We start from the raw sequence: 21,264 nt of genomic DNA, 5'->3' as shown, positions 1-21,264 counted from the left end.
CGATGACGATGCGCATGCCGGCGGCCCTGCCGACCCTGGCCCTGCTGGGGTTGTTCCTGTCGTCGGCGGCGGCCCAGGCCCAGGAGGAGAAGCTCAAGGTGCAGGTGGAGGTGGTGCTCGTCTCCCGCAGGGGCACCGAGGTGGATCCGCCGCAGCTCCAGAAGATGAAGGAGACCTTCCAGCGGCAGAACTTCAACTTCACCTCCTTCAAGCGCCTGTCGCAGCAGACGCTGGAGGTGGGCAGCAAGGATGCCACCGAGGTGAAGCTGCCCAATGGCGCCAACGCCTCGCTGAAGTTGCTGCGCATGCAGGGCGATACCGCCACCCTCCGCGTGGAGGTGCCCCAGGGCGGCGGCATGGACGTGGAGCTGGGCCGCCAGGGCTCCGTCTATCAGAACGTTGGCAAGCACGTGGGCGGCGAGCTCATCCTCGTCCTCTCCTCGCCTCCCGCGAAGTAGCGCCCGCGCTCACCAGGTCATCTGGTACGTGCAGGCGAAGTCCCCCTTCTGGCGGCAGCTCTGGGGGTCGTGCTCGACGCGCACCCACATCGCGTCCTTCGGCCGGAAGCGCTCGCACAGCGCCTCGACGATTCCGTGGTCGAAGTTACACGGGTAGGGGTTGTCGCAGATCATGTGGCCGCCGCGCCCTCCCTTCGCGGGCTCGAAGCGATAGCCGCCGATGTTGCCGCTCTGCTGTCCCCGGTGGTTCATCTGGTAGGCCACGTCGAGCGAGCGCAGCGCGTCCTCCAGGAGGCGGATGTTCGAGGGGAACTTCGCGTGCTCCGGAATCTTCCGGCCCACCGCCCGCATCGTCACCGGGCCAATCTTCTGCTCGATGCTCTGGATGGCGGTGATGGCCTTGCGCATGGAGTACCAGCGCATGGGCTCGAGCTGGGGGATTCCGTTCTCCGCCAGGATTCTCTGCGCCCTCGCCTGGAGGAGCTCCATCCCTCCAATCATCGCCATGATGGACTGACCCAACACCTCGACTTCGGGGGGAATGACCCGATTGCTCATGCTGGACCTCTGGGCTCGTGGAGGACCAGAAGTAGACGCCATCCCCGGTCCGGCGGGCAGCTGACCCCACCCCTGGGTTCCGGTGGCACGTCGTCTGGGTGACATGTCCCGCGCCGGGTGCGTGCGTCTCCGCGGGTGTCGGTCCCGGTCATTCGTTCCGGGGTCGCTCACCCCCTCTTCGGTAGAAATGACAGTCCATGGCATGCCGCTCGCGGGACTCCCACCCTGTAGGCCTCTTGTGATTCCAGGAGGTTGTGCGCGGGCACGCGGGTTGCTCTGAGGGTTTGGCGTGAAGGCGGCGGCGTGGGGCGTCGGCGGCGGGACAGACAACCCAGACCAGAGGGAAGGGCGAACCATGGCGAAGACCCAGCGGCGTGGACAGGTGATGAATCGGGTGGCGCGTCAGGTGAAGGGCACGGCGGGGCGGGCGGTCGCGAAGGCGAAGGCGAGCCGGTCGGTGCGCAAGGTGCAGGTGACGCTGGGGGATTTGATCGCCGCGGCCTTCGATGTGGCCGGTGAGGCGACGGCCGCCGCGAAGCTGGTGTCGTCGCGCTCCATGTCCGTGGCGACGGGCAAGCAGATCGTCTTCGTTGGCTGAGAGAGGTTCGGGGCAGCGGCCCGCGTCCAGGGGGGACCGGGTGAGAGGGGAGTGGGGGAGTGGGGGGCGAGGTGGGGCCTCGTTCCCGGACGCACCCTCTGGACGCGGGCCGGGGCCCACGAAAGAGCCAGGGGGCCTGGCTGCTCGGTTTACGAGGAAGCAAGGCTCGCGGGTGTTTGAAGTCCTGTCACCGGGCGCCGGGCGGGAAGCGGGGTAGAGTGGCGTGCCATGATTGGTGCCCTCCTCCTTGCCTCCGTGCTCCAGCAGGCCCCCAAGGCCCTCGTCGAAACTCCTGAAGCGCCCGCGGAAGATGGCGTTCACTTCCACGCGGCCCTCGAGGTGGGCGGACAAGCCCTTCCCTCGGGGAGCGGCGCCAATGGGATGGACATCTTCGGGGTCGCGTTCCCCCGCCTGGGGGTGAGGGGCGGCGAGGAATTCGAGTTCGAGCTGGGCGCGCCCTTGCGCCTGAACCTGTGGGACCAGGAGCCGAAGCAGACGGGGCCGGACTACAGCGGCCGGCTGCGTCGCCAGGACTGGGACGAGGCCAGCGACTTCGCACAGATTCTGCGCGGGCTGCGCATCGGTCGGGACGACGGCCGCTTCCAGCTGCGCGCGGGCGCCTTCTCCACGTACACGCTCGGGGCGGGCTGGCTGGTGAACCGCTACCACAACCGGATTTCACCGGACTACCACCCCGCGGGCGCCAACTTCACCGCGTACCTCGGCCCCACCCGGGTGGAGCTCTTCGCCAGTGACGTGCTGGCCAGGCGCCTCTTCGCCGGCGAGTTCCGGTTGGACCTGGGCCGCGTGCTGAGCAACACGGAGACGGCCTTCGATCGCTTCCTGCTCTCGGTGGATGTGGCGCACGACTTCGGTGAGGGCGGTGGCACGTCGCCCTCGCTCTCCGCGGCGAGTGTCGGACTGCAGGCGGGCGTGTTGAGGAGCGAGACGCTCCATCTGTGGCTGCAGGCGGCGGCGGGCGCGCGGGCGGACACGCTCATCGAGTCGGAGCCGGAGTACGGCGCGGCGCTCGGCGTGGTGGTGCGGGGCAAGCCGCAGCAGATGGTGGACATCACCGGCCGGCTGGAGGCCCGGCGCCAGGGCGGCCGCTTCCGCTTCGGCTTCTTCGGCGCGGGCTACGAGTTCGCGCGCTTCTCCGGCGTGGGTCTGCGCGAGCAGCCGCTCGCCGAGGAGGTGCTGCCGGGGACCTTCTCCGGCTACGGCGAGGTGGCGGCGCTGGTGAGCCAGGGTGGGCCGGAGGACCTGGAGTTGAGCGCCAGCGCGTCCGGCGAGTACTTCGTCTCCACGGGCCGGGTGGACGCGGACGCCGTGCTCCAGGCGCAGTTGCCCGGGGGCAAGACGCGGGGCGAGCTGCGCGTCATCCTCACCGACCTCACCGTCAAGCCGCGCTACTCCGCGGCGCTCGAGCTGCGTCACCGCTTCCTGCCCGCGCTCTACGGCGTCGTCACGGGAGGCACGGAGCTCTTCCCGCAGGCGGATGGCACTCTGATGCATGGCTTCACGGGTGGCCTGGGAGTGGGCGTGGACTTCGAGCGCTGAGCCCGGCGCGAGACGCGGCCGTGCGTTAGGGGAGTGTGAGACGCGGAGGCGCGTCCATGCAGACTCCCGAGCTGCTCCAGGAACTGGTGGTCGTCTTCGGGGTGGCGGTGGTGGTGGTCCTGGCGCTCAGCCGGTTGCGCCTGCCCACCATCGCCGGCCTCATCGCCGCGGGAGCGCTCATCGGCCCGAGTGGTTTCAACTGGGTGCATGACACCTGGCACCTGGAGGCCCTGGCCCAGATAGGCGTGCGCGCTCATCTTCCAGGACCTGTGCGTGGTGCCGATGATGCTCGTCATCCCGCTGCTGGCCGGGCAGGAGGTGGGCGTGGCCGGCATCGCCTGGGTGCTGGCCAAGGCGGCGCTGCTGGTGGTGGCCACGGTCGTCTTCGGCCGGGTGGTGGTGCCGTCGCTGCTCGCGGTGGTGGCGGGTACGCGCCGGCGCGAGCTCTTCCTCCTGGCGGTATTGGGGCTGGGCGCGAGCATCACCTGGCTGGCCACGCTGGCGGGCCTGTCCCTGGCATTGGGGGCCTTCATGGCCGGGGTGGCATTGGCCGACAGCGACTACGGCTACCAGGCCCTGGCCGGACGTGCTGCCGCTGCGTGAGACGTTCGCCAGCCTCTTCTTCATCTCCATTGGCATGCTCTTCGACGTGCGCGTCGTCCTGGCTCACCCGCTGCTGGTGACGGGGCTGCTGGTGGGCGTGCTGGTGGGCAAGTCGGTGCTCGGTGGGGTAGGGGCCGCACGAGCGGGGCGCGAGCGATATCGTGGCCGGCGAGTTCGAGACGGCGTTGGAGGCGGTGACCCGGGTGCTGCACGCGGGCGGCGTGGCGGAGGAGGTCATGAACGCGTTGCTGGCCTCGCTGCGCCACGAGGGCGTGCCCGAGCACGGCCCCGTCTCCGGTCCCAGGCGCATGCTGGGCACGATGGGGGGGCTGCGTCATGGCACGGCCACCGCCTGCGAGCACCTGGCGCTGCTGCGGCGGGACGTGCTGCCGCGCACCTCGGGCTGCGAGGAGTGCCTGGCCCAGCACCTGCGCTGGCACAACCTGAGGATGTGCCTGACGTGCGGCCACGTGGGCTGCTGCAATGCCTCCTTCGGCCGGCACGCGATGCGGCACTTCGAGCCACGGGACACCCGCTGATGCGCTCCTTCGAGCCGGGAGAGCACTGGGGCTGGTGCTACGTCGATGCCCTCGAGATCGACCCACGCCCTTCCCAACCTCCAGAGGTAGAGTACCCCGCGTGAATCCCTTCAGCTGGCGTTCCGAGAGCGACGAGCCAGCCCCGTCGCGACTCTCTCCTGTCGATGATCGCCTCACCGCCGACGCCGCGTTGCGACGCGTCCGGCGCGGCGAGCACCTGCTCTACACGGGTGATTTCCAGAACGCGAAACAGCTCCTCGCGGCCATGGGCCGCCGCCTCCCCGCTCCCCCAGCGGCGCGCTCGCCCCTCGAGGCCTTCCGGGCCGAACGCCGCGCGCGGCAACTCGAGCATGAGACGCTCTCGCGCATCGTGGTGGCGCTCGACCGCTCCTACCGGCTCGAGCTGCGGCGTGCTCCCGACGTCGCCGAGGCCTGCCGGTGGGTGTGGGGCGAGCCCGACGCCGACAGGACCGTGGTCTCCCTGAAGACGCTGATCGGCATGCTCGGAGCCGCGGAGTGGCGCCGCAAGGGCCTCTCCGTGCCCGGGCTCGAGGGCCGGATTCATCCGCACTACGGCGTCTACCTGCCCACGCGCACCGACTATGTCGAGCTGCTCCTCTCCGTCACCGACGTGAAGGGCAAGAAGGTGTTCGACGTGGGGACGGGGACCGGGGTGCTCTCGTTCCTGCTCCTACAACGTGGAGCGAGCTCGGTGACGGCGACCGACTGTGATGAGCGGGCCGTGGCCTGCGCTCGGGAGAACGCCGAGCGGCTGGGCCTGTCCAAGCGCTTCGAGGTCATCCAGGGCGACCTCTTCCCTCCCGGCAGGGCGGACCTCGTCGTGAGCAATCCGCCGTGGCTCCCCGAGCCGCCGAAGAACCGTGTCGACCGCGCGGTGTTCGACGAGGACAACCGCTTCCTCCTCGGCTTTCTCGAGGGGCTGGCCGAGCACCTCAACCCGGGGGGCGAGGGGCTGCTGATCCTCTCCGACCTGGCGGTGCTGCTCGGGCTGCGCTCCGCGGATTGGCTCGACCAGGAGCTCGCGCGCCGGGGGCTCGTGGTGAAGTGGAAGAGGTCGACCCCGGCGCGCCACTCGAAGGCGAAGGACAAGTCCGACCCGCTCCACGCGGCGCGCTCCCGCGAGGTCACCACCCTCTACGGGCTCGTCAGGCTTCCAATCCCGAACCCAACGGACTGAACCCCCTCAAGCTCAGCAGGAAGAGCGAGAACGCCGCGGCCGCCCCGGCGGCTCCCACCAGTCCCGCCAGTGCGGCGGCTGCCGCGTTCAGGAGCAGGATGATGAGGATCGCCAGGAGGATGGCGAGGATGAGGAAGAGCACCAGCTCGAAGATCGGCACCAGCTCCCGCAGGCAGTCCGTCAGCCCGCCGCCCGCGAGTCCTCCGGAAATCATGTAGGCGCCAGCCCCCGTCGTCTCATCCTGGATGATGTAGCCGACCCCCCTCCACGGGCCGAGGTCGATTTCCTTCTCCGGGACGAGCACCGTCTTGCCCTGACTCAGGGCCGTCTGGATGTCGCTCTCCACCTCGGAGTCGAGCGCCAGCATCGGCAGCGCGGACGACGCGTTGGCGGACGTGATGTGGTAGATGGGAACCCCTTGTGCCGTCGCGGCCGAGATGAGGTGGACGGCCGAGAACCCCCGGCTGCCGGGGTCGGAGTCGCTCCGGAGTTGGTCGAACACGGCGCCCTCCAGATACGACCCCTGGAGCCCCGCCTGCTTCATGAAGGCGATGACGCGCGATGGGTCCTCGCCTGCCGCGCCGATGAGGGACTGTCTCACGTCCATGTTCCGGCTCTGGTAGACGCCCGCCCTGGGCACGCCGAAGAGCAGGGACACCGAGAGCGGGGAACTGAAGACGCCCACGGAGGGCAGCCGCAGCATGTGCACGCCGAGCGACCTGGCGGCGACCTCGCCCAGTGCGTCGCACTCCGTCCAGTAGTGGAGCTGTACCTGGTGCAGGTACTCCGGTGCGTTGTCCACCGGGTTCGCCGCGAACCGCTTCTCGACGACCTCCTTCGTGACGCCGTTGCCCGTGATGCCGACGACGATCTCGTCTCCCGCGGTCACCTGGAAGGGAACCGTCGTCGCCCCCTCGGGGGCTTGAAGCACCGCGTCGAGGAAGTAGCTCCTCCCCATGCCCACCGGGCTGCCCGTGCTCACCGGGACGCCGTCGAGCTCGAGCACCGGGACGACCTGGACGAGGTACACGGGAAGCGCGCTCGCCCCGCTGTTGCGCGCCGCCGTCAGGGTGTCGGCATCGGCCTGCGTGGCCGGATCGAACTGGAGACTCAGCCGCCGGCTGTTCAACGCGGGCAGGCTCAGCTGGAACGAGAAGGACGGGCTTCCGAAGGCCCGATCGAGCTGCGAGGCATACCCCTCGAGCCTCACCGAGTGACGGAGGCGCGCGGGAAGTGTGCTCACCGCGCCCTGCCGCGTGATGACTTCATACGGAAGGGAGCCGGGGAAGATGGTGTGCGTCTCCTGTGAGATCTTCTTCCCTCCCAGCAGTCCGTCCACCGTCCCCTCGATGCCATGGGAGAGGAGATACGTGTCGCTCTGCTCCGCCCAGACCGCCAGCCGCTCGTCCAGGGGTTGAACGTCGACGTTGGTGATCTTCCCGAGGCGCTCGTCGAGGTCGAACAGCTTGTCGCCCGGCGCGAGGAGGGAGTCGATCGGAACGTCGGTGAAGAGGTTGGACCGGGCGGTGAAGGTGTGGAGCTTGAAGGCCGCGTCCATGGGCACCCAGGTATCGCCCTCGTGCTGCACCGCGCCGCGGCTCGGGATGTAGTCGATGAATGCCTCGACCCAGACGTGCTCGAGGCGGATATGGGTGAGCGTCCCATCGCGAATCAGGCCGACGTTCGGCACGCCGCCCTGCCCCAGGAGTTGCTGCGCCACGTCGGCACTCGCGACTCCACCCACCCAGTTCATCACCTCGGCCACGGGGACCTCGATGGTTCCCGTGACATACCGGGCGGGGATTCCAGCGGCTCGCAGCAGGGCGATCAGGAGGCTCGCCGTGTCGAACGCGTTGCCGCGCCTGGCCACGAGCGTCATCTGCGCGCCCTGGACGGAGCCGTAGGTGGGAACGAACGCGATGTTGTTGCGGACCCAGTCGTAGATTCGCGCCGGCTCGTTCTCGAGCGAGGCCGCCAGGGCCTTGAGCTCCTCGGTCAGCTGCACGTCCTCGTTCGCCGCCAGGTCATCGGGTGTGGGCGTCGGGCTCGCGGCGGAGGCGCGGAGCCCGGCCTCCGTTGAAGCCGTCAGCGGCTCCCGCTGAACGGGCTGGGCGTTGCGGAAGGGGAGTCGCGAGAGGTCGAGCGAGCGATGTGCTGGCTCGCTCGTGCTCCGCCGCAGGAGCCCCACCACCGAGGCGAGCGCCGCCTCCACCTCCCTGGGCTCCTGGCTCCGCGCCGCGACCTCCAACCCTCGCGATACCTCCTCGAAGCCTTTCTCGTAGTCGAGCCGGGCGGCCTCGTGGCGGGCGAGGATGACCGCCGGTAGTCTGGCCGAGAGCAGGCGCTGCTCCGTCTCCGCGAACTCCCCGAGGAGCCGCTGATGGAGCGCCTGCAACCGGAGCTGGGTGTCGGTCACCACGGCCGCGATCCTGGCCGGGTCCGCGAGCACCTCGTCCTTCGTGGCGCTGGAGGGCGGCACGCTGAGCTGTTCGAGCGCCGAGGCGAGCGCCTGCATCTCGGTCGTCGTCCAGTCCTCCTCCCTCATCAGGGGCTGCTGTACGGGCGCCTGTCGCGGCTCGGGCGACATCCGGCTCGCGAACCTCCGGACGGAGTCCTTCTGTGCTTGTGACAGGGAGAGACGTGGATCCTCGACGAGCCGCGAGAGGTACCCCGCAGGATCCCGCATCGCGGTCTCGACCTCCACCAGGAGCCGCCCACCCGAGGCCAGCCATCCGAAGCAGACGAGGACGGTGACCGCGGTGCCCACCATGAATGCCTTGTTTTGGAACAGCATGAGTTCTGGCCTCCTCGCTCCGCCGTCAGGCCTGCTTCAACTCTTCATCCGTCAAGCACGCCCAGTAACCATCCAGGGCCTCTCGGGCCGGATGCGTGCCGTAACCGCGCTTCTCGTATTCGTTGACCAGGTACTCCAGGACATGGATGACGGCCCGCTTCTCGCCCGGCGTGAGTGATGACACGATTCGTGAGAAGTGCTCCTGCCATGCCTCCGAGCCTCCCTCGCCCGGCGGCGTGAGCTTGAAGGCCAGGGCCTCTCCGAGAACGAAGGGGCTCTCGACGTCCAACGAGATGTCCAGGAATGCCGGCAGGAAGTAGACGAATCCCTCCGCGCTCATGAAGGACATGAAGGCGTTCCGGTCGAGCTCCGGGTCATCCACGATCGATTGCAGGGTGAGCTCCCGCCAGTCCTTGCCGCGCAGGAAACGGGCGACGGTTTCGCCCTCGTAACCGGGACAGCCCGGTTGATGGAGGGCGAGGCGGTCGTGCCCGGGGTACTTCCGCCAGGCGAAGGCCTCGTGGATCTCCTCGCGGAGCGCATCGGGGTCGTGGGCCATGATTCAGTTACAGCCCTTGCCGCAACCCGTCGGCTCTGGGAGGGAGATTCTCGAGTCGCACGTACCGACGTTCTGGATGGCCTGGGCGGCCGCCTGTTGATGTCCGGCGTCACCCCCGCCCCAGCAGACGGTGTTGATGGTGGTCCTCGCGATGTAGCACTGGAGCCATTTGGCGCGCTCCTGCTTCAGGGCACTGCATCCCGTGAGTCGGGCACACGAGTTCGGCGGCGGGCTCTTGCACGCCGCGTTGACGCTGGCCTGGAGCGTGATGCACTGGGCGACGTCGCAGGTCCTTCCGGTCACCAGCGGGTCCGCCTCGCAAGCCCTGTCCGCCCGGGCTTCGGTCGCGCCAAGAATGCTGGCGAGCACCGCGAAGAGCGCGGGAGAGAGTCTGGAACTCCTGTGGATCGACATGGCCGTCCTCTTGCCCATGGGGTGTTCCCTTCCTTTCCTCGCGCGCATCAGTTGCACTGGGTGGAGTCGAACAGCGCTCCCTGATCGACGCAGGTGCCACCAGGCCTGCGATCGTGGGGCACGCAGACCTTGACCGTGGAACGACAGGTTCCGCCGCGGCCGTCATCGGCAGCGAATTGGATGTGGTAGACGCGACCGTCTCTCGCGCCAGAGCGCTCGGCCAGCACCTGCGCGGTGGACGTGCCGGTGCCTCGGGCGTCCGGGCAGGTGGCGCCGGCTCCGGTGTCCCGGGTGGGCTCGTCCTGGAAGATGGAGACGACCGTCGTGGTCACCGGATCTCCATCCGGATCCGTCACGCCCGCGATGGAGATGGTGGCGAACTTGTGGTTGGGCTCCCAGAGCACGGTGGCGGGCGTCGCCACCGCTCGCGAGCAGTCGGGTGACTCGTTGACCACGGTGAGCCGGGCCGAGGCCAGCGTCTGCTCGAGGTGGGTGCCCGGGAGCACGGCGATGAGCACGGCGAGATATGTCTTCTGTGCCAGGCCCGTCGTGGCGAACGGCTGCGTGGCGCTGTGGCTCGCTCCGGGAGTCAGGGTCGTCACATCCTCGAGTTGCCCGATGACCTGTCCGTTGTCGGGATCCACGAGCAGGACCTTCAGCCCGAGGTTCTCCAGCGTGGCGTTCCCCTGGTGGGTCACGGTGTAGGTGGCGTTGCTCGGACTGCCCGCGTTCACGAGCGCCGGGGAGAGGACCAGGCTGCCCGACAGGCCCGCGCCGGTGGCCGCCGAGCTCTCGAGCTCGAAGGTCGCCGAGCACAGGGCCACGACCGTGCTGCCCGCCTGCACCGTGAGCTTCGCGGTGTACTCGCCCGGCGGGTTGCCGAGCGCGGAGAAGGTCGCGGACCCTTCCCTCCGGCCGCCCGGCGGCAGCGGCGTGAGTGACTGGTACTGGGTGAAGACGGTGGAGCCACCACCCGAGGGCCTCACCTCGAGGGCCGCGGAGAGCCCCGTCAGGGAGAGGTCCGTCGTGACGTTGGTCATCCGGCTCGCCAGGTGGACGATGTCGGTGGCGCTGTAGCCGAGCTTGTTGGAGGTCAGCTGGCAGACGGCGGAGGCGAGGGGGACCTCGTCGGGAGTGGCCGCGTTGCAGTCGTCATTGATTCCGTTGCCCGGAATTTCCGGGGCACCGGGGTTGACCCGCGGGTCGTCGTCATCGCAGTCCACGTCCCCGGGGTATCCATCCCCGTCGTTGTCCACCGGAACGGGAGGGATGGGCAGGCAGCCCACGGTCACCGGGACGGTGGCCAGCCGCGTGTTGCTCAACAGGTCCACGAACTCCACGTTGAACGTGCCGTTGATGACGCGGCCGTCACCGGTGAAGGCGATGTCGAACGTGGCCGTTCCTCCCGGGCCGACGCCGGACACCACCGAGGGCGTGAAGCCCACGGACAGGCCGGCGGGGACGCCCGAGAAGGCCAGCGAGACGTCCCGTGGACGCGTGGCGGCCGTGGTCACCGCCTGCGCGATGGCCTTGAGGATCGGCCCGGGGCCGCCCGAGATGTTGAATACCAGCGGGTTGCCCGTGGCGTCGGTGGCGCCCGTCAGCAGGGCCATCGCCGACATGAAGGTGCTCGGCGAGTTGCTCGGCCCGATGGGATTGCGGATGGCCGTACCGCCGGGCGCGAGGCCGATGACCGAGACACCCAGCGCGTTGAGGGCCGCGACGGTCCCGGTCACCGTGGCGGCGCCCCGGGGGGCCACGGCCGACGTGACGGTGTTTCCGGTCGACGAGAGCGAGTTGCTCACGAAGCCGTAGCGCGACGAGCCAGGGGTGCTCGAGCAGAGCAGGGCGCTCATGGGGACCGTGGCGCCACCCGCCCCCGTGAGGGTGCTGGGGATCGGCTCCCCGGCCGTGAAGGGCGCCACCGAGCAGATATCTCCCGCTTGGATGACCAGGTGGAGCGCTCCCGGGCGGAAGCCGACTCCGCCGAGCGTTCCCGAGGCCGGTGCCACGTTGGAGGAGAACGCCGGTACGTCGCCGCTGGTGCCCGGCGAGGACTGGGGGCTCGCCGCGCCGGCCGCTCCGCTGTCCAACGTCGAGCCGTTGCCGTTGCCGTCGAATCCGGAGCCGGTCGCTATCTGCGCGAGGGCCTCGATGCTGGTCTCCGGCCCGTCACCCCCTCCGCCCGGAGCCGACCTGGCCAGGGCCGAGTTGATGAGATTGAGGAACTGCGGCACGTCGGGCGTGATGATGGGCTGGTTCAACGTGAAGGGCCGGCCCGCGCTGCTCTCGTTGCTGAAGCTCGTTCCCGGACCACCGAAGTCCTCGAAGCGGCCGACGCCGTAGCCGAAGGAGACCTGGGGCAGCTCCGTCTGGAGCTGGCCGACGAGCTGGCTGAAGATCTGCGTCACGGTGGGCGCGGTGCCAGCGAAGCTGCCGGTGTCATCGAACAGGAGGAAGACGTCCACCTTGTCGATGACCGAACCCGCGGGGAAGTTGATCGCCACGGGCACCGTCTGTGATTGGCCGGAGCAGACCGGCGAGTCCGGCCCCAGGGTGATCGACTTCGGCTGGGCGGCGCCAGATGAAGCGCAGCCGGCCGTCTGCAACTCGCAGGTGCTCGTGCAGGTCAGGGTGCCACCGCCCAGGCCCAGGCTGTCGCAGGTGCGGCCGCCCAGGTCCAGCCGGTCGCACTCCTCGTCCGGACGGTTGATGGTTCCATCGCCACAGAAGGGCGCGCCGGTGCAGGCGGAGGCGTTCAGCGTGCAGTCCGGGTTGCAGCTCAGGGTGCCTCCCGTGTAGCCAGCATCGGTGCACGTCAACCCTCCGAGGTCCGCCCCGTCGCACACCTCGCCGGGCTGATTGATGACACCGTCGCCGCACCGCGGGGGCGCCGTGCACAGGGTCGTATCGAACTTGCAGGTGCTGTCGCAGGTCAGCGTTCCAGGACCCAGGCCCAGGGCCTCGCAGGTTCCTCCGCCGAGCTCCGCTCCGTCACACGCCTCGGTGGGAAGGTTGATGATTCCGTCTCCGCACCGAGGGGGACCCGAGCAACCGCTCGTATCCAGGGTACAGGCTGGCGAGCAGGTCACCGTGCCCGTGCCGAGCCCGAGGCCTCCACAGGTGGCTCCTCGCACGTCGGGGCCGTCGCAGGCTTCCGCCGACGTGTTGGCGACACCGTCGCCACAGAAGGGCACGTTGGAAAGGGCCTGGAGCGCCTGGAGCGCCAGGGCGGTCGTGTAAGGGTCCTCCCCCCAGCTTCCGTCGGGCTGCTGCTGGCTGATGAGGAAGGAGGTGATGCTCGAGCTCTCCGTCCCGTTCAGAGCGGGTCGAGTGGCCAGCGCGAGCGCGGCGAGCGAGGTGCGCATCACCTGTTCGCGGCCAGCCGGGCCGAAGCTGCCGTCAGGGTTGAGCTGGCCACGGAGATGGGCCGCCGCGGCATCCAGCTGAGGAGAGAGGTAGAAGCGGCTGCGGTAGGCCGCGAGCGCCAGCAGGGCCTGACTGGTACAGAGCAGCTCGCCGTCCGCTCCGGACGCGATGCAGGGCCAGCTCCCATCGGGCTTCTGCGCGGACAGGAGCTCGGCCAGCTGCGGCAGCAGGACGTCATCTCCAACCGTCGGTTGCGACGCCAGTGCGCCGAGCGCGAGGGCGGTGTCGAGGGGATCGGCCGCGTACCTTCGGGTCAATCCCCAGCCGCCGTTTGGATGTGCATCGGCTCGCACCCGGGTCACCAGGGACGCGACGTCGTGTCCTTCTCCGACGAGCGCGACGAGCCGGCGGGCGCGATCGTCGGTGTCCTCGACCGGCTCGAGCAGCAACAGGTTCGCTGCCGCGACGCGGGCCGCCGAGGCCTGTCCCACGGACTGGAGCGCCCGCAGCGCCTCGGTGGTGGCATGGAGCCGCCGCACCTCACCGCTCTGCCAGCTCCCGTCCGCTCGCTGGCTGCTGGCGAGATAGTTCACGCCGGAGGCTATCGACGGAGCGCTGACCGACGAGGCACCCGTCAGCAGCCCACTGACGAGGAGGAGCCCACAGACAAGGAGTGGAGTGAGACGTACCGCGCCGCGCCTCGACCGGATCCAACTCCCCGGGAACACATTCATGATGGTCTCCCCCCCCAGCCGTTCGCCCCGCTCGTCGCGGCGATATCGCCGCAGCCGGACGGCTGTTTCGCGCATGCCTATACATCGACCTGGCGCGCGTGGGTAGGGATTGGAGTGAAATTCTTGTGACGGGGTGTCAGCGTCCGAAGAGGCCCTTTCGTTTCTGGGGCCCCTTGTCCTGCTGAGCCATCCTCGCCAGCCGCTGCCCGAGGATGCGGCTCATCTCCAACGCGATGGCGGGGTTGGCCATCACCACGCTGCGGAAGTCATCACGGCCCACGCTGGCCAGCTCGCACACCGTGCCGGCCACGGCGCTGGTGGCTCGGGGCTCGCCGGTGAGCAGGGCGATCTCTCCGAAGAATCCTCCGGGCTTCACCACCTCCACCAGACGCCCACCCTCGGCCAGCAGGTTCACCTGCCCGGAGACGACGACGTAGAACGTCTCCCCCGCGTCGCCCTTCTTGAAGATGGCCTCTCCGGCCTCCTTGCGCAGGTACTCGGCGCCGCGTGCCACCGTGGTGAGCTCCTCGGAGCTCAGCGGCGCGAGGAAGTCCACCTTGCGCAGCATCTCGGCGAGCGGCGTGTCCTCCTGACGCTGGGGCTCGAGGGTGAGGCACTCCACGGCCCGGGCCAGCTCGGCGCGGCGCGCCACGAGGATGACGGTGTGCCCCGCGCGCAGCGTCGTGTTCCCGTCCGGCAGCGTGATGCGGCCCTCCAGGTCCACCACGCCGATGAAGACGCACTCGCGCGGGAAGTTCGGCATGCCGCGCACCTGCGCCACCGTGCGGCCCGCCACCAGCGCCTTCGCGCTCACCTCCAGCTCGAAGAGGATGGCGTGCCCGGCCGCCAGCGGCAGCGAGCCCGCCACCTGCGGGAAGTCGATGGCCGTGGTCATCTTCGCCACCACCACCTCGGCCTCCTCCACCAGCTCGTTCACCCCGGCGAGCCGGTAGGCCTGGCGGTAGCGGCTGTCCAGCATGCGCACCATGACGCGCGCGCGGCTCATGGAGCGCACCAGCGTGGAGAAGGCCAGGTTCTCCGCGTCTCGCGCCAGCACCCCGGCCGCGATGTCCGCGCCGGAGATGCCCGCCGACTCCAGCACCTGCGGATCATTGGCGTCCCCGCACACCGTCACCACGCCGATGTCCTCGAAGAGCCGGTTGCAGGTGTTCTGGTCCCGCTCCACCACCGTCACGTGGTGGTGCTCCGCCACCAGCCTCGCCGCCAGCGCTCCGCCCACCCGTCCTCCGCCCGCGATGATGATCTTCATGACGCCTTCCTCTCGCTGCCCGCCTCGCCCTCCGGGGCCCCCGACAGCACGTGCTCCAGCTCCAGCGTGCGCTCGTCCAACCGGGCCAGCTGCGCCTCGGCGGTGGCCTCGGGGATGAGGCCGGAGCGCCGGGCCTCCAACAGGGCCGTGCGCTCCGCGTCGATGAGGCGGCGGCGCGTGGCCAGCACGATCTTCGCCCCCTGCGCCAGGTGTTGCTCGCTCAGCCGCCGCAGCTCGCGCTCGGCGTTGGCGATGCCCACCTGGTAGTCGCTGCGCAGGTGCTCGTACGCCGCGCGGGGGATGAGTCCCTGGTCGTGCAGCTGCTCCAACTCCTGGCGCGCGGCGCGGCTGGCGATGAGGCGGGCCTGCTGCTCGGCCACCGCGTAGGCCACGGGGTCCTCCTGGAAGAGGCCGAGCCGCTGGAGGATGCCCGTGAGCATCAACCCCTGGATGACCAGGGACAGGAAGGTGACGCCGAAGGCGATGGCCACCAGCAGCTCGCGCGAGGGCGTGGCCTCCGGAAGGCCGAGCGCCAGTCCGATGGAGAGCGCGCCCTTGATGTTGCCGAGCACGAAGACGTGCTGCCAGCGCACCGGGACGGCCTCGGAGGGGCGCGCCAGACGCAGCAGCAGGAAGGGCAGGTAGATGGCCACCGCGCGTCCGGCGAAGACGCACGCCACCGCGAGCACCGTCTGGGGCATGTAGCGCACCAGCGTCTCCGGCCGGGTGGTGAGCCCCACCGACAAGAAGAGGAAGGTGTTCACCCCGAAGGCGGCGTACTCCCAGAAGGAGTGGATGGCCACCTGGCTCTGCGGGGCCACGTGGCGCCGCAGGTTGATGCCCGTGCCCAGTCCTGCCGTCACCGCGGCGATGGCGCCCGACAGGTGCAGCTGCTCGCCCACCACGTAGGCGGCGAAGGCCAGTGCCGTGGTCACCATGATCTCCGCGAGTGGATCCTTCGTGTGGCGGATGATGAAGCCGGCCACGAGCGCCAGGGCGAGGCCAATGGCCAGTCCCCCCAGGGTGGCCCCCAGCACCTTGGCGCCGAGCAGCGGCAGGGACAGCGAGCCCTCGCCGTTCACCACCACGCGGGCGATGGCCGCGTAGGCCACGAGCGCGGTGCCGTCATTGAAGAGGCTCTCGCCCTGCATGATGCCGGAGAGGCGCCGGGGCACGGGTGCGCGGCGGAATGCGTAGAGGATGGAGACGGTGTCGGTGACGGCGAGCATGGCCCCGAGCAGCAGCGCGGGCCCCCAGGCGAGCGCCAGGGTGAAATGGAGCGCCGTGCCGGTGGCGGCGATGGCCAACACCATGCCCAGGGTGGCCAGGGTGGCGATGGGCAGGAGGTTGGCGCGCACGTTGGCCACGTCCGCGGTGATGCCGCCCTCGAAGAGCAGCAGCGGCAGACAGAGGAGGAAGACGACCTCCGGGTTGAGGGGCGGCACGCCCGGAAGGATGCCCCCCACGGAGAGGATCAGACCTCCCACCACCAGCGCGACGTTGTACGGAATGCGCACGCGCTTGGCGGCGATCGCGAGCGAGCTGGCGGCCACCATCAGGCCGATGATGAGGGTCATCTCAAGGTGCAAGGCAGGGCCCAGATTCGCAGATGCACGCCAGGCCTGCACGGATTGAGTGCACTGCCTCCCCCGTCCAGCGAGCAGGGGGCCTCGGGTACAGTGGGGGCGTGCCCATCTTCTCCGCCTGAAACCCGATTCAGGGGAGGACGAGACGATGGGTCGAAGCGTGAAGGTGGCGTGTCTGCTGGGAGAGGGCTTCGAGGACTCCGAGTTCCGCAAGCCCTATGACGCGCTGAGGCAGGCCGGGCATGTGGTGGACATCATCGGCACGAAGGCCGGGGAGCACCTCGAGGGCAAGCAGGGCAAGGAGGACGTGAAGGCGGACAAGGGCATCGGGGACGTGCGGCCCGAGGATTATGATCTGCTCTTCATCCCCGGTGGCTACTCGCCGGACCACCTGCGGCACGACACGCGCTTCGTGGACTTCGTGCGCGCCTTCGATGATGCCCGGCGCCCCATCGCGGCGGTGTGCCACGGGCCGCAGTTGATGATGTCGGCGGGCATCGTGCACGCGGGCCGCAAGCTGACGGCGTGGGACACGGTGCAGAGCGACCTGCGGTACACGGGCGCGGAGGTGGAGGACCAGCCGGTGGTCATCGACGGCAACTGGGTGACGAGCCGCAAGCCGGACGACCTGGAGCAGTTCAGCCGGGCCATGCTGAGCGCCGTCCAGTAGTGGCGCGTCGGTGGTTGTCGCACCGGGGGGAAGGGGGAGGCGAGCGCCTGGGCAGGCGCTTCGGGAGGTAGAAGGAAGGCGGGATGACGCGGGATGGCCTTACGGTTCCGGGGGCCATGACGAAACACACCATCGTGTCGCTTGCCTTCCTGGTGTTCGCGGCCTGTGGGCCCGAGACGCCTGGAGACATGGCCTCGGACAATCAGGAGCCTCGCCTGGAGAACCGCGAGCAGGCCGTGATCACCCCACCCTCGGGCACCATCCCCACGGGACTTCCCTCGCGCCTGCTGGTGGGACTCTTCGAGGACAACGGACAGACGTGGATGAAGGACAGCGCCGTGCCCTGGGACGTGCGCTACCGCTACCTGACCAAGGGGTGGATCAACAACTGGGGCTGGTCGCCCGCGGATGGCTCCTTCGCGCTGGCGTTCATGCAGGAGTCCTCCGCCCAGGGCTTCATCCCGGCCATCCAGTACTACCAGGTCAACGGTGAGTCGGGCTTCAACGAGTCCGCGTTCCTCGCGACGGTGCAGAACGCCACCGTGATGAAGAACTACTTCTCCGACTTCAAGGTGCTGATGCAGAAGGCGAAGGAGTTCGGCAAGCCCGTGCTCGTGATGATGGAGGCGGATGGCTACGGGCTGCTGCAGAAGCAGACAGCGGGCAACCCCAACGCCCCCGCGGCGATCGCTTCCACGGGGATGCCGGAGCTGGCGGGTCTGCCCAACACGGTGGCCGGGTGGGGACTCTCCTTCCTCCAGTTGCGCAAGGCGGTGGGCGCCAACAACGTCATCCTGGGCATCCACGTCTCGGCGTGGGCCAGTGACAAGGACATCGCCCACTTCTCCGTGACGGACCCGCTGCAGCCGGAGGTGGAGAAGGTCTACAACTTCCTCAAGCCGCTCGGCCTGGGCGCCAACGTCACGGGTGCCACCTATGACGTGCTGGTGGGTGACCCGCTCGATCGCGACGCGGACTTCTTCAAGCTCGTACAGGGTCAGGACCGGTGGTGGGATGCGAACGACAACGCCTCCATCTCGTCCAAGAGCTTCAACCGGTACGCCGAGTGGCTGCGGCTGTGGAACGTGACCTCGGGCAAGCGCTGGGTGCTGTGGCAGATTCCCGAGGGCAACTCCAACAGCCTGAACGTGGCCAACAACGACAGCAACGCGCCGCGCGCGGGCTACAAGGACAACCGCTCCGAGTACTTCTTCGGTCCCGGCGGCGACAAGCACCGGGAGAAGTTCGCCAGCAGCGGGGTCATCGCGCTGCTGTTCGGACGGGGCGAGGGCCAGCAGGCTTCGCACCTCACCGACGTCTACACGGATGGCCAGCTCTTCCTGAAGAGCCGCGCGGGCGCCTTCCTGAAGGCCGGTGGCCTGGCCATTCCCGCGGGCTCCACGACCACTCCGCCGACCAACCCACCGACGAATCCTCCGACGAATCCTCCGACCAATCCCGGCACGGACAACGCGCCGTACAACTTCGAGTCGGGAACGCAGGGGTGGGTCTTCTCGGGTCCGGGTGTCACCGGGGTGGCCTCGTCCACCGCGAAGGCCGCGGCGGGCAGCCGCTCCCTCGCGGTGACGATGGGGGGGACGGGGTCCGGGACGTCTCCGGTCTACGTCGACAATCCCTCCGTGGGCGCGGGCAAGACGGTGTCCTTCCGGTTCTGGCTGCCGGCGGGCAGCCGCATCACGGCCCTCCAGCCCTTCGTGCAGCAGGGGGCGGCGGCCAACTGGCTGTTCACGTCGAAGTGGGTGCCCGTCTCGACGCTGAAGACCGGTGATTGGAACACCGTCAGCGTGCAGGTGCCCGCGGGGGCGACGCCGCTGGCCAGGCTCGGCATCGAGATCATCACCGACGCCGTCTGGTCCGGCACGGTGCATGTTGACTCGGTGAGCTGGTGAGTCCGGGGAGCCGCGTGCGGAGGTCGGGCACGCGGCTCCTCCCGTTTCAGCGGCGGATGCGCAGGATGACGTCCTTGCGCGCCTCGCAGTCCCCACGGCCATCGCAGTTGCTCGTGGTGACGTAGAGATGGCCGTCCGGGCCCATGAGGGTCTCTCGTAGACGTCCCCACTGGTCGCGCAGGTACACCTCGTGCTGGGCGACCTGACGGGGGTTGTCCGGGGAGAAGACCACGCGGTGCAGGTGCCGCGAGCCGAGCGTGCCGATGAGCAGCGAGCCCTTCCACTCGGGGATGGCGGTACCGGTGTAGATGGCGGCACCGCCCGGGGGCACCGCGTCGTCCCAGGTGAGTGATGGGGTGATGAATCCCTTGGAGGACTCGCAGCTGTAGACGGTGGGCCAGCCCAGGTTGTCCCCCTTGCGCACGACGCTGACCTCGTCGTGGCCGCGGCGCAGCGTGTCGCCGCTGGGCCCGTGGTCGGTGAAGTAGAGGGTGTCGCTGTCCTTCCAGTCGAACCCCTGGGTGTTGCGCACGCCGAGGAGGAACGCGGGGTTGCCCGGGAAGGGATTGTCCGCGGGCACCTGTCCGTCGGGCGTGAGGCGCAGCAGCTTGCCCGAGGGCGTGTTCAGGCTCTGCGCGTTGTCCGGCTCGCGCGCGTCGCCCGTGCCCACGTAGAGCATGCCGTCCGGGCCGAAGCGGATGCGTCCGCCGTCGTGGTATTTTGCCCCAGGAATTCCATCGAAGATGACGCGCTCGAAGGTGGCGGTGGCGTGGTCCTCGGAGAGGGTCCAGCGCTCCACGCGGTTGCGTGTCGAGCCGCCCTCGTCGGTGGTCACGTAGATGTAGAACAGCCTGTTGCTCGAGAAGTCGGGATGGGCGGCGATGCCGAGCAGGCCGCTCTCTCCGGTGGAGGAGATCTTCACGGTGGCGACGGGAGCGGGCTGGAGCGCGCCGTTGCGCAGCAGGCGGATGCGGCCGGGGCGCTCGGTGACGAGGGCATCGCCGCCCGGGAGCCAGGCGATGCCCCAGGGCACTTCGAGTCCTTCGGCGACGACGTCGACGGTGATGGGCACGGTGCCGTTGGGGCCGAAGCCATCCTCGACGAGGATGCAGTCGGGGGCGGTCAGTTGCTTCACCTGGCTTCGGCGGCAGCCAGAGGAGACGGCGAGCAACAACAGGGTGGAGAGCACGAGGCAGGTGCGCATGCCGCATCTATGACGGGCGGGCGGGCCGTCCGCCACCGGACCGTTACGGTCGAGTCAGGAGGTGGACGCGGCGGGTGCTCCACATAGGGTTCTTCGGACTGTGCTCCGGGAGGTGGTGATGCGGCGTTCCGCTTTGCTGCTCGGGCTTGCCGTCCTGCTCTTCGCGACGGCTTGCGTGTCGATCGTCGGTGGGGACGGTGGTGAGGGCGGCATCTCGCCGTCGCAGTTCATGTTCGAGTCCTACGTGCCCGCGGATCTGCTGGAGCCTGGTGGGTGGAAGGCCGCACGGGTCATCATCACATTGGTGCGCAAGTCCGATGAGGGAGTGCGGTTCGTTCCCTGCCAGGTCCAGGTCGAGGTACCGGAGAGCAATTATCGTGGTGTCGTTTCCGATGAGTTCGCGCAGCAGGAGGCCGCGGAGGCCGCGGATGCGGCCGTGGAGCGTGTGCTTCCACAAGGACTCATGTCGGCGGAGATGTGCAAGCGGTTCCGGGACGAGATGCAGCGGCTGTTGCAGGGTTCTATTCCTGGGACGCGCGTCAATGAGTTCCTCGAACGCCGAGGCTCCAGACAAAAACGGCCCTGAGTGTTACCTGGATACCCTGCTTTGGAGCGTAGACAGATGAGCGCCGACATCTCTGCCCCACAACTCCTCGAACTGGTTCACCGCTACTACCCCACGAACCTCTACAGCAGTGAAGCGGGCTACCACGAGTCGGAGCAGTACCAACGCCTGGAGGCGGCGCGTGATGTGGCCATGGGGCAGTCGGCGCTCTGGAAGGGATGTCTGGCCCGGCTCAGAGAGTCCTTGTCGGAGTGCAAGGTGCAGGACTGGACCGCGATCTTCTCGAATGACAACTGCTGGCGCGTCCGGGTGTACCTCCCCGAGGTCTTGAAGCTTCCTGGTGGAGCCGAGGAGGTTCGCGCGGTGGTCGTTCTGGTGAGCATCCTCGCGCCTGTGTACGTGCTCTACAGCTCGTTCCAGCAATACTCGGACAAGGGAGCATCTCCCTCGCGGACCATCTACGAGGACGTGCCCGAGACGAAGCCCCATGCGAACAAGATCGAGGCCATCATACGGGACGTGCTCCACGTTCACCGTCTGCCCAACGAGACGCTCTTCACGCCTGTTCCCGACATCCAGGTGCGCAACACCAGTCTCGGTGAAGCGAGGTTGATCGACTGTCTCTTCACCGATGACCGGTGGTAGCGCGGATGGAGGATATCTTCACGGGCGGGG

18 protein-coding genes and 1 pseudogene are annotated in these 21,264 nt (G+C 68.9%); 11 read left to right on the top strand and 8 right to left on the bottom strand.

Annotation, left to right across the window (positions count from 1 at the left end):
• Nucleotides 1-2: 2 nt before the first annotated feature.
• Nucleotides 3-458 carry a hypothetical protein gene (locus tag JQX13_RS07910; RefSeq protein ID WP_203408436.1) on the top strand — a complete coding sequence of 152 codons (456 nt, stop codon included), beginning with the start codon at nucleotides 3-5 and terminating at the stop codon, nucleotides 456-458.
• Between the two features lie 9 nt (nucleotides 459-467).
• Here the strand turns inward: JQX13_RS07910 and JQX13_RS07905 are convergent, their stop codons facing one another.
• Nucleotides 468-1,016, bottom strand: a complete 549-nt coding sequence (locus tag JQX13_RS07905; protein WP_239014605.1) for a hypothetical protein — start codon at nucleotides 1,014-1,016, stop codon at nucleotides 468-470.
• A 355-nt stretch (nucleotides 1,017-1,371) separates the two neighbouring features.
• On the opposite strand from JQX13_RS07905, the gene JQX13_RS07900 reads away from it, so the two are divergent.
• The 6 genes and pseudogenes from JQX13_RS07900 to JQX13_RS07875 all read left to right on the top strand — a co-directional run bounded on the left by JQX13_RS07900 (nucleotide 1,372) and on the right by JQX13_RS07875 (nucleotide 5,514).
• On the top strand, nucleotides 1,372-1,614 hold the full coding sequence (locus tag JQX13_RS07900; RefSeq protein WP_203408435.1) for a chaperonin: 243 nt from the start codon (nucleotides 1,372-1,374) through the stop codon (nucleotides 1,612-1,614).
• A 228-nt stretch (nucleotides 1,615-1,842) separates the two neighbouring features.
• A complete protein-coding gene (locus tag JQX13_RS07895) occupies nucleotides 1,843-3,174 on the top strand; it encodes a hypothetical protein (RefSeq protein WP_203408434.1) in 1,332 nt (443 codons plus the stop codon).
• Nucleotides 3,175-3,230: 56 nt separating this feature from the next.
• A pseudogene (locus JQX13_RS56185) lies at nucleotides 3,231-3,368 on the top strand (hypothetical protein); the annotation flags it as partial.
• An 88-nt stretch (nucleotides 3,369-3,456) separates the two neighbouring features.
• The gene (locus JQX13_RS07885; RefSeq protein ID WP_203408433.1) at nucleotides 3,457-3,777 is read left to right on the top strand and encodes a cation:proton antiporter; all 321 of its coding nucleotides are present in this window, start codon (nucleotides 3,457-3,459) and stop codon (nucleotides 3,775-3,777) included.
• Between the two features lie 161 nt (nucleotides 3,778-3,938).
• Complete coding sequence (locus JQX13_RS55845; RefSeq protein WP_343211072.1) at nucleotides 3,939-4,316, top strand: UBP-type zinc finger domain-containing protein; 378 nt, start codon at nucleotides 3,939-3,941, stop codon at nucleotides 4,314-4,316.
• 100 nt (nucleotides 4,317-4,416) lie between these two features.
• Nucleotides 4,417-5,514 carry a methyltransferase gene (locus tag JQX13_RS07875; protein ID WP_203408432.1) on the top strand — a complete coding sequence of 366 codons (1,098 nt, stop codon included), beginning with the start codon at nucleotides 4,417-4,419 and terminating at the stop codon, nucleotides 5,512-5,514.
• Here JQX13_RS07875 and JQX13_RS07870 read toward each other — a convergent pair.
• From JQX13_RS07870 to JQX13_RS07845, 6 genes are all read right to left on the bottom strand, one after another.
• On the bottom strand, nucleotides 5,483-8,308 hold the full coding sequence (locus tag JQX13_RS07870) for a transglutaminase-like domain-containing protein (protein ID WP_203408431.1): 2,826 nt from the start codon (nucleotides 8,306-8,308) through the stop codon (nucleotides 5,483-5,485). The two genes, JQX13_RS07875 and JQX13_RS07870, sit on opposite strands and share 32 nt — an antisense overlap.
• A gap of 25 nt (nucleotides 8,309-8,333) precedes the next feature.
• On the bottom strand, nucleotides 8,334-8,867 hold the full coding sequence (locus JQX13_RS07865; RefSeq protein WP_203408430.1) for a DUF6714 family protein: 534 nt from the start codon (nucleotides 8,865-8,867) through the stop codon (nucleotides 8,334-8,336).
• A 3-nt stretch (nucleotides 8,868-8,870) separates the two neighbouring features.
• Entirely contained in the window at nucleotides 8,871-9,281 is a 411-nt protein-coding gene (locus tag JQX13_RS07860; RefSeq protein ID WP_203408429.1) for a hypothetical protein, read from the bottom strand.
• 47 nt (nucleotides 9,282-9,328) lie between these two features.
• On the bottom strand, nucleotides 9,329-13,243 hold the full coding sequence (locus tag JQX13_RS07855; protein WP_203408428.1) for a prenyltransferase/squalene oxidase repeat-containing protein: 3,915 nt from the start codon (nucleotides 13,241-13,243) through the stop codon (nucleotides 9,329-9,331).
• Nucleotides 13,244-13,520: 277 nt separating this feature from the next.
• The gene (locus tag JQX13_RS07850) at nucleotides 13,521-14,654 is read right to left on the bottom strand and encodes an NAD-binding protein (protein ID WP_203408427.1); all 1,134 of its coding nucleotides are present in this window, start codon (nucleotides 14,652-14,654) and stop codon (nucleotides 13,521-13,523) included.
• Nucleotides 14,651-16,243: a cation:proton antiporter gene (locus tag JQX13_RS07845; RefSeq protein ID WP_203408426.1), complete on the bottom strand. Its 1,593-nt coding sequence runs from the start codon at nucleotides 16,241-16,243 to the stop codon at nucleotides 14,651-14,653. The genes JQX13_RS07850 and JQX13_RS07845 overlap by 4 nt, the downstream gene beginning before the upstream one ends.
• 145 nt (nucleotides 16,244-16,388) lie before the next feature.
• On the opposite strand from JQX13_RS07845, the gene JQX13_RS07840 reads away from it, so the two are divergent.
• Both JQX13_RS07840 and JQX13_RS07835 read left to right on the top strand, forming a co-directional pair.
• Entirely contained in the window at nucleotides 16,389-16,910 is a 522-nt protein-coding gene (locus JQX13_RS07840; protein WP_203408425.1) for a type 1 glutamine amidotransferase domain-containing protein, read from the top strand.
• 116 nt (nucleotides 16,911-17,026) lie between these two features.
• Nucleotides 17,027-18,820 (top strand): hypothetical protein, encoded by a 1,794-nt coding sequence (locus tag JQX13_RS07835; protein WP_239014604.1) that lies wholly within the window; start codon nucleotides 17,027-17,029, stop codon nucleotides 18,818-18,820.
• A gap of 46 nt (nucleotides 18,821-18,866) precedes the next feature.
• Here the strand turns inward: JQX13_RS07835 and JQX13_RS07830 are convergent, their stop codons facing one another.
• Complete coding sequence (locus tag JQX13_RS07830) at nucleotides 18,867-20,024, bottom strand: PQQ-dependent sugar dehydrogenase (RefSeq protein ID WP_203408424.1); 1,158 nt, start codon at nucleotides 20,022-20,024, stop codon at nucleotides 18,867-18,869.
• 118 nt (nucleotides 20,025-20,142) lie between these two features.
• On the opposite strand from JQX13_RS07830, the gene JQX13_RS07825 reads away from it, so the two are divergent.
• Nucleotides 20,143-20,610, top strand: coding sequence for a hypothetical protein (locus JQX13_RS07825; protein ID WP_203408423.1), 468 nt, complete (start codon nucleotides 20,143-20,145; stop codon nucleotides 20,608-20,610).
• 36 nt (nucleotides 20,611-20,646) lie between these two features.
• Nucleotides 20,647-21,234, top strand: a complete 588-nt coding sequence (locus JQX13_RS07820) for a hypothetical protein (RefSeq protein WP_203408422.1) — start codon at nucleotides 20,647-20,649, stop codon at nucleotides 21,232-21,234.
• Nucleotides 21,235-21,264 lie beyond the last annotated feature (30 nt).

Source organism: Archangium violaceum (assembly GCF_016859125.1).
Classification (GTDB): Bacteria; Myxococcota; Myxococcia; order Myxococcales; family Myxococcaceae; genus Archangium; species Archangium violaceum_A.
Note: the sequence above shows the minus strand (reverse complement) of the source record. Positions and strands in the feature narration are given on the sequence as shown.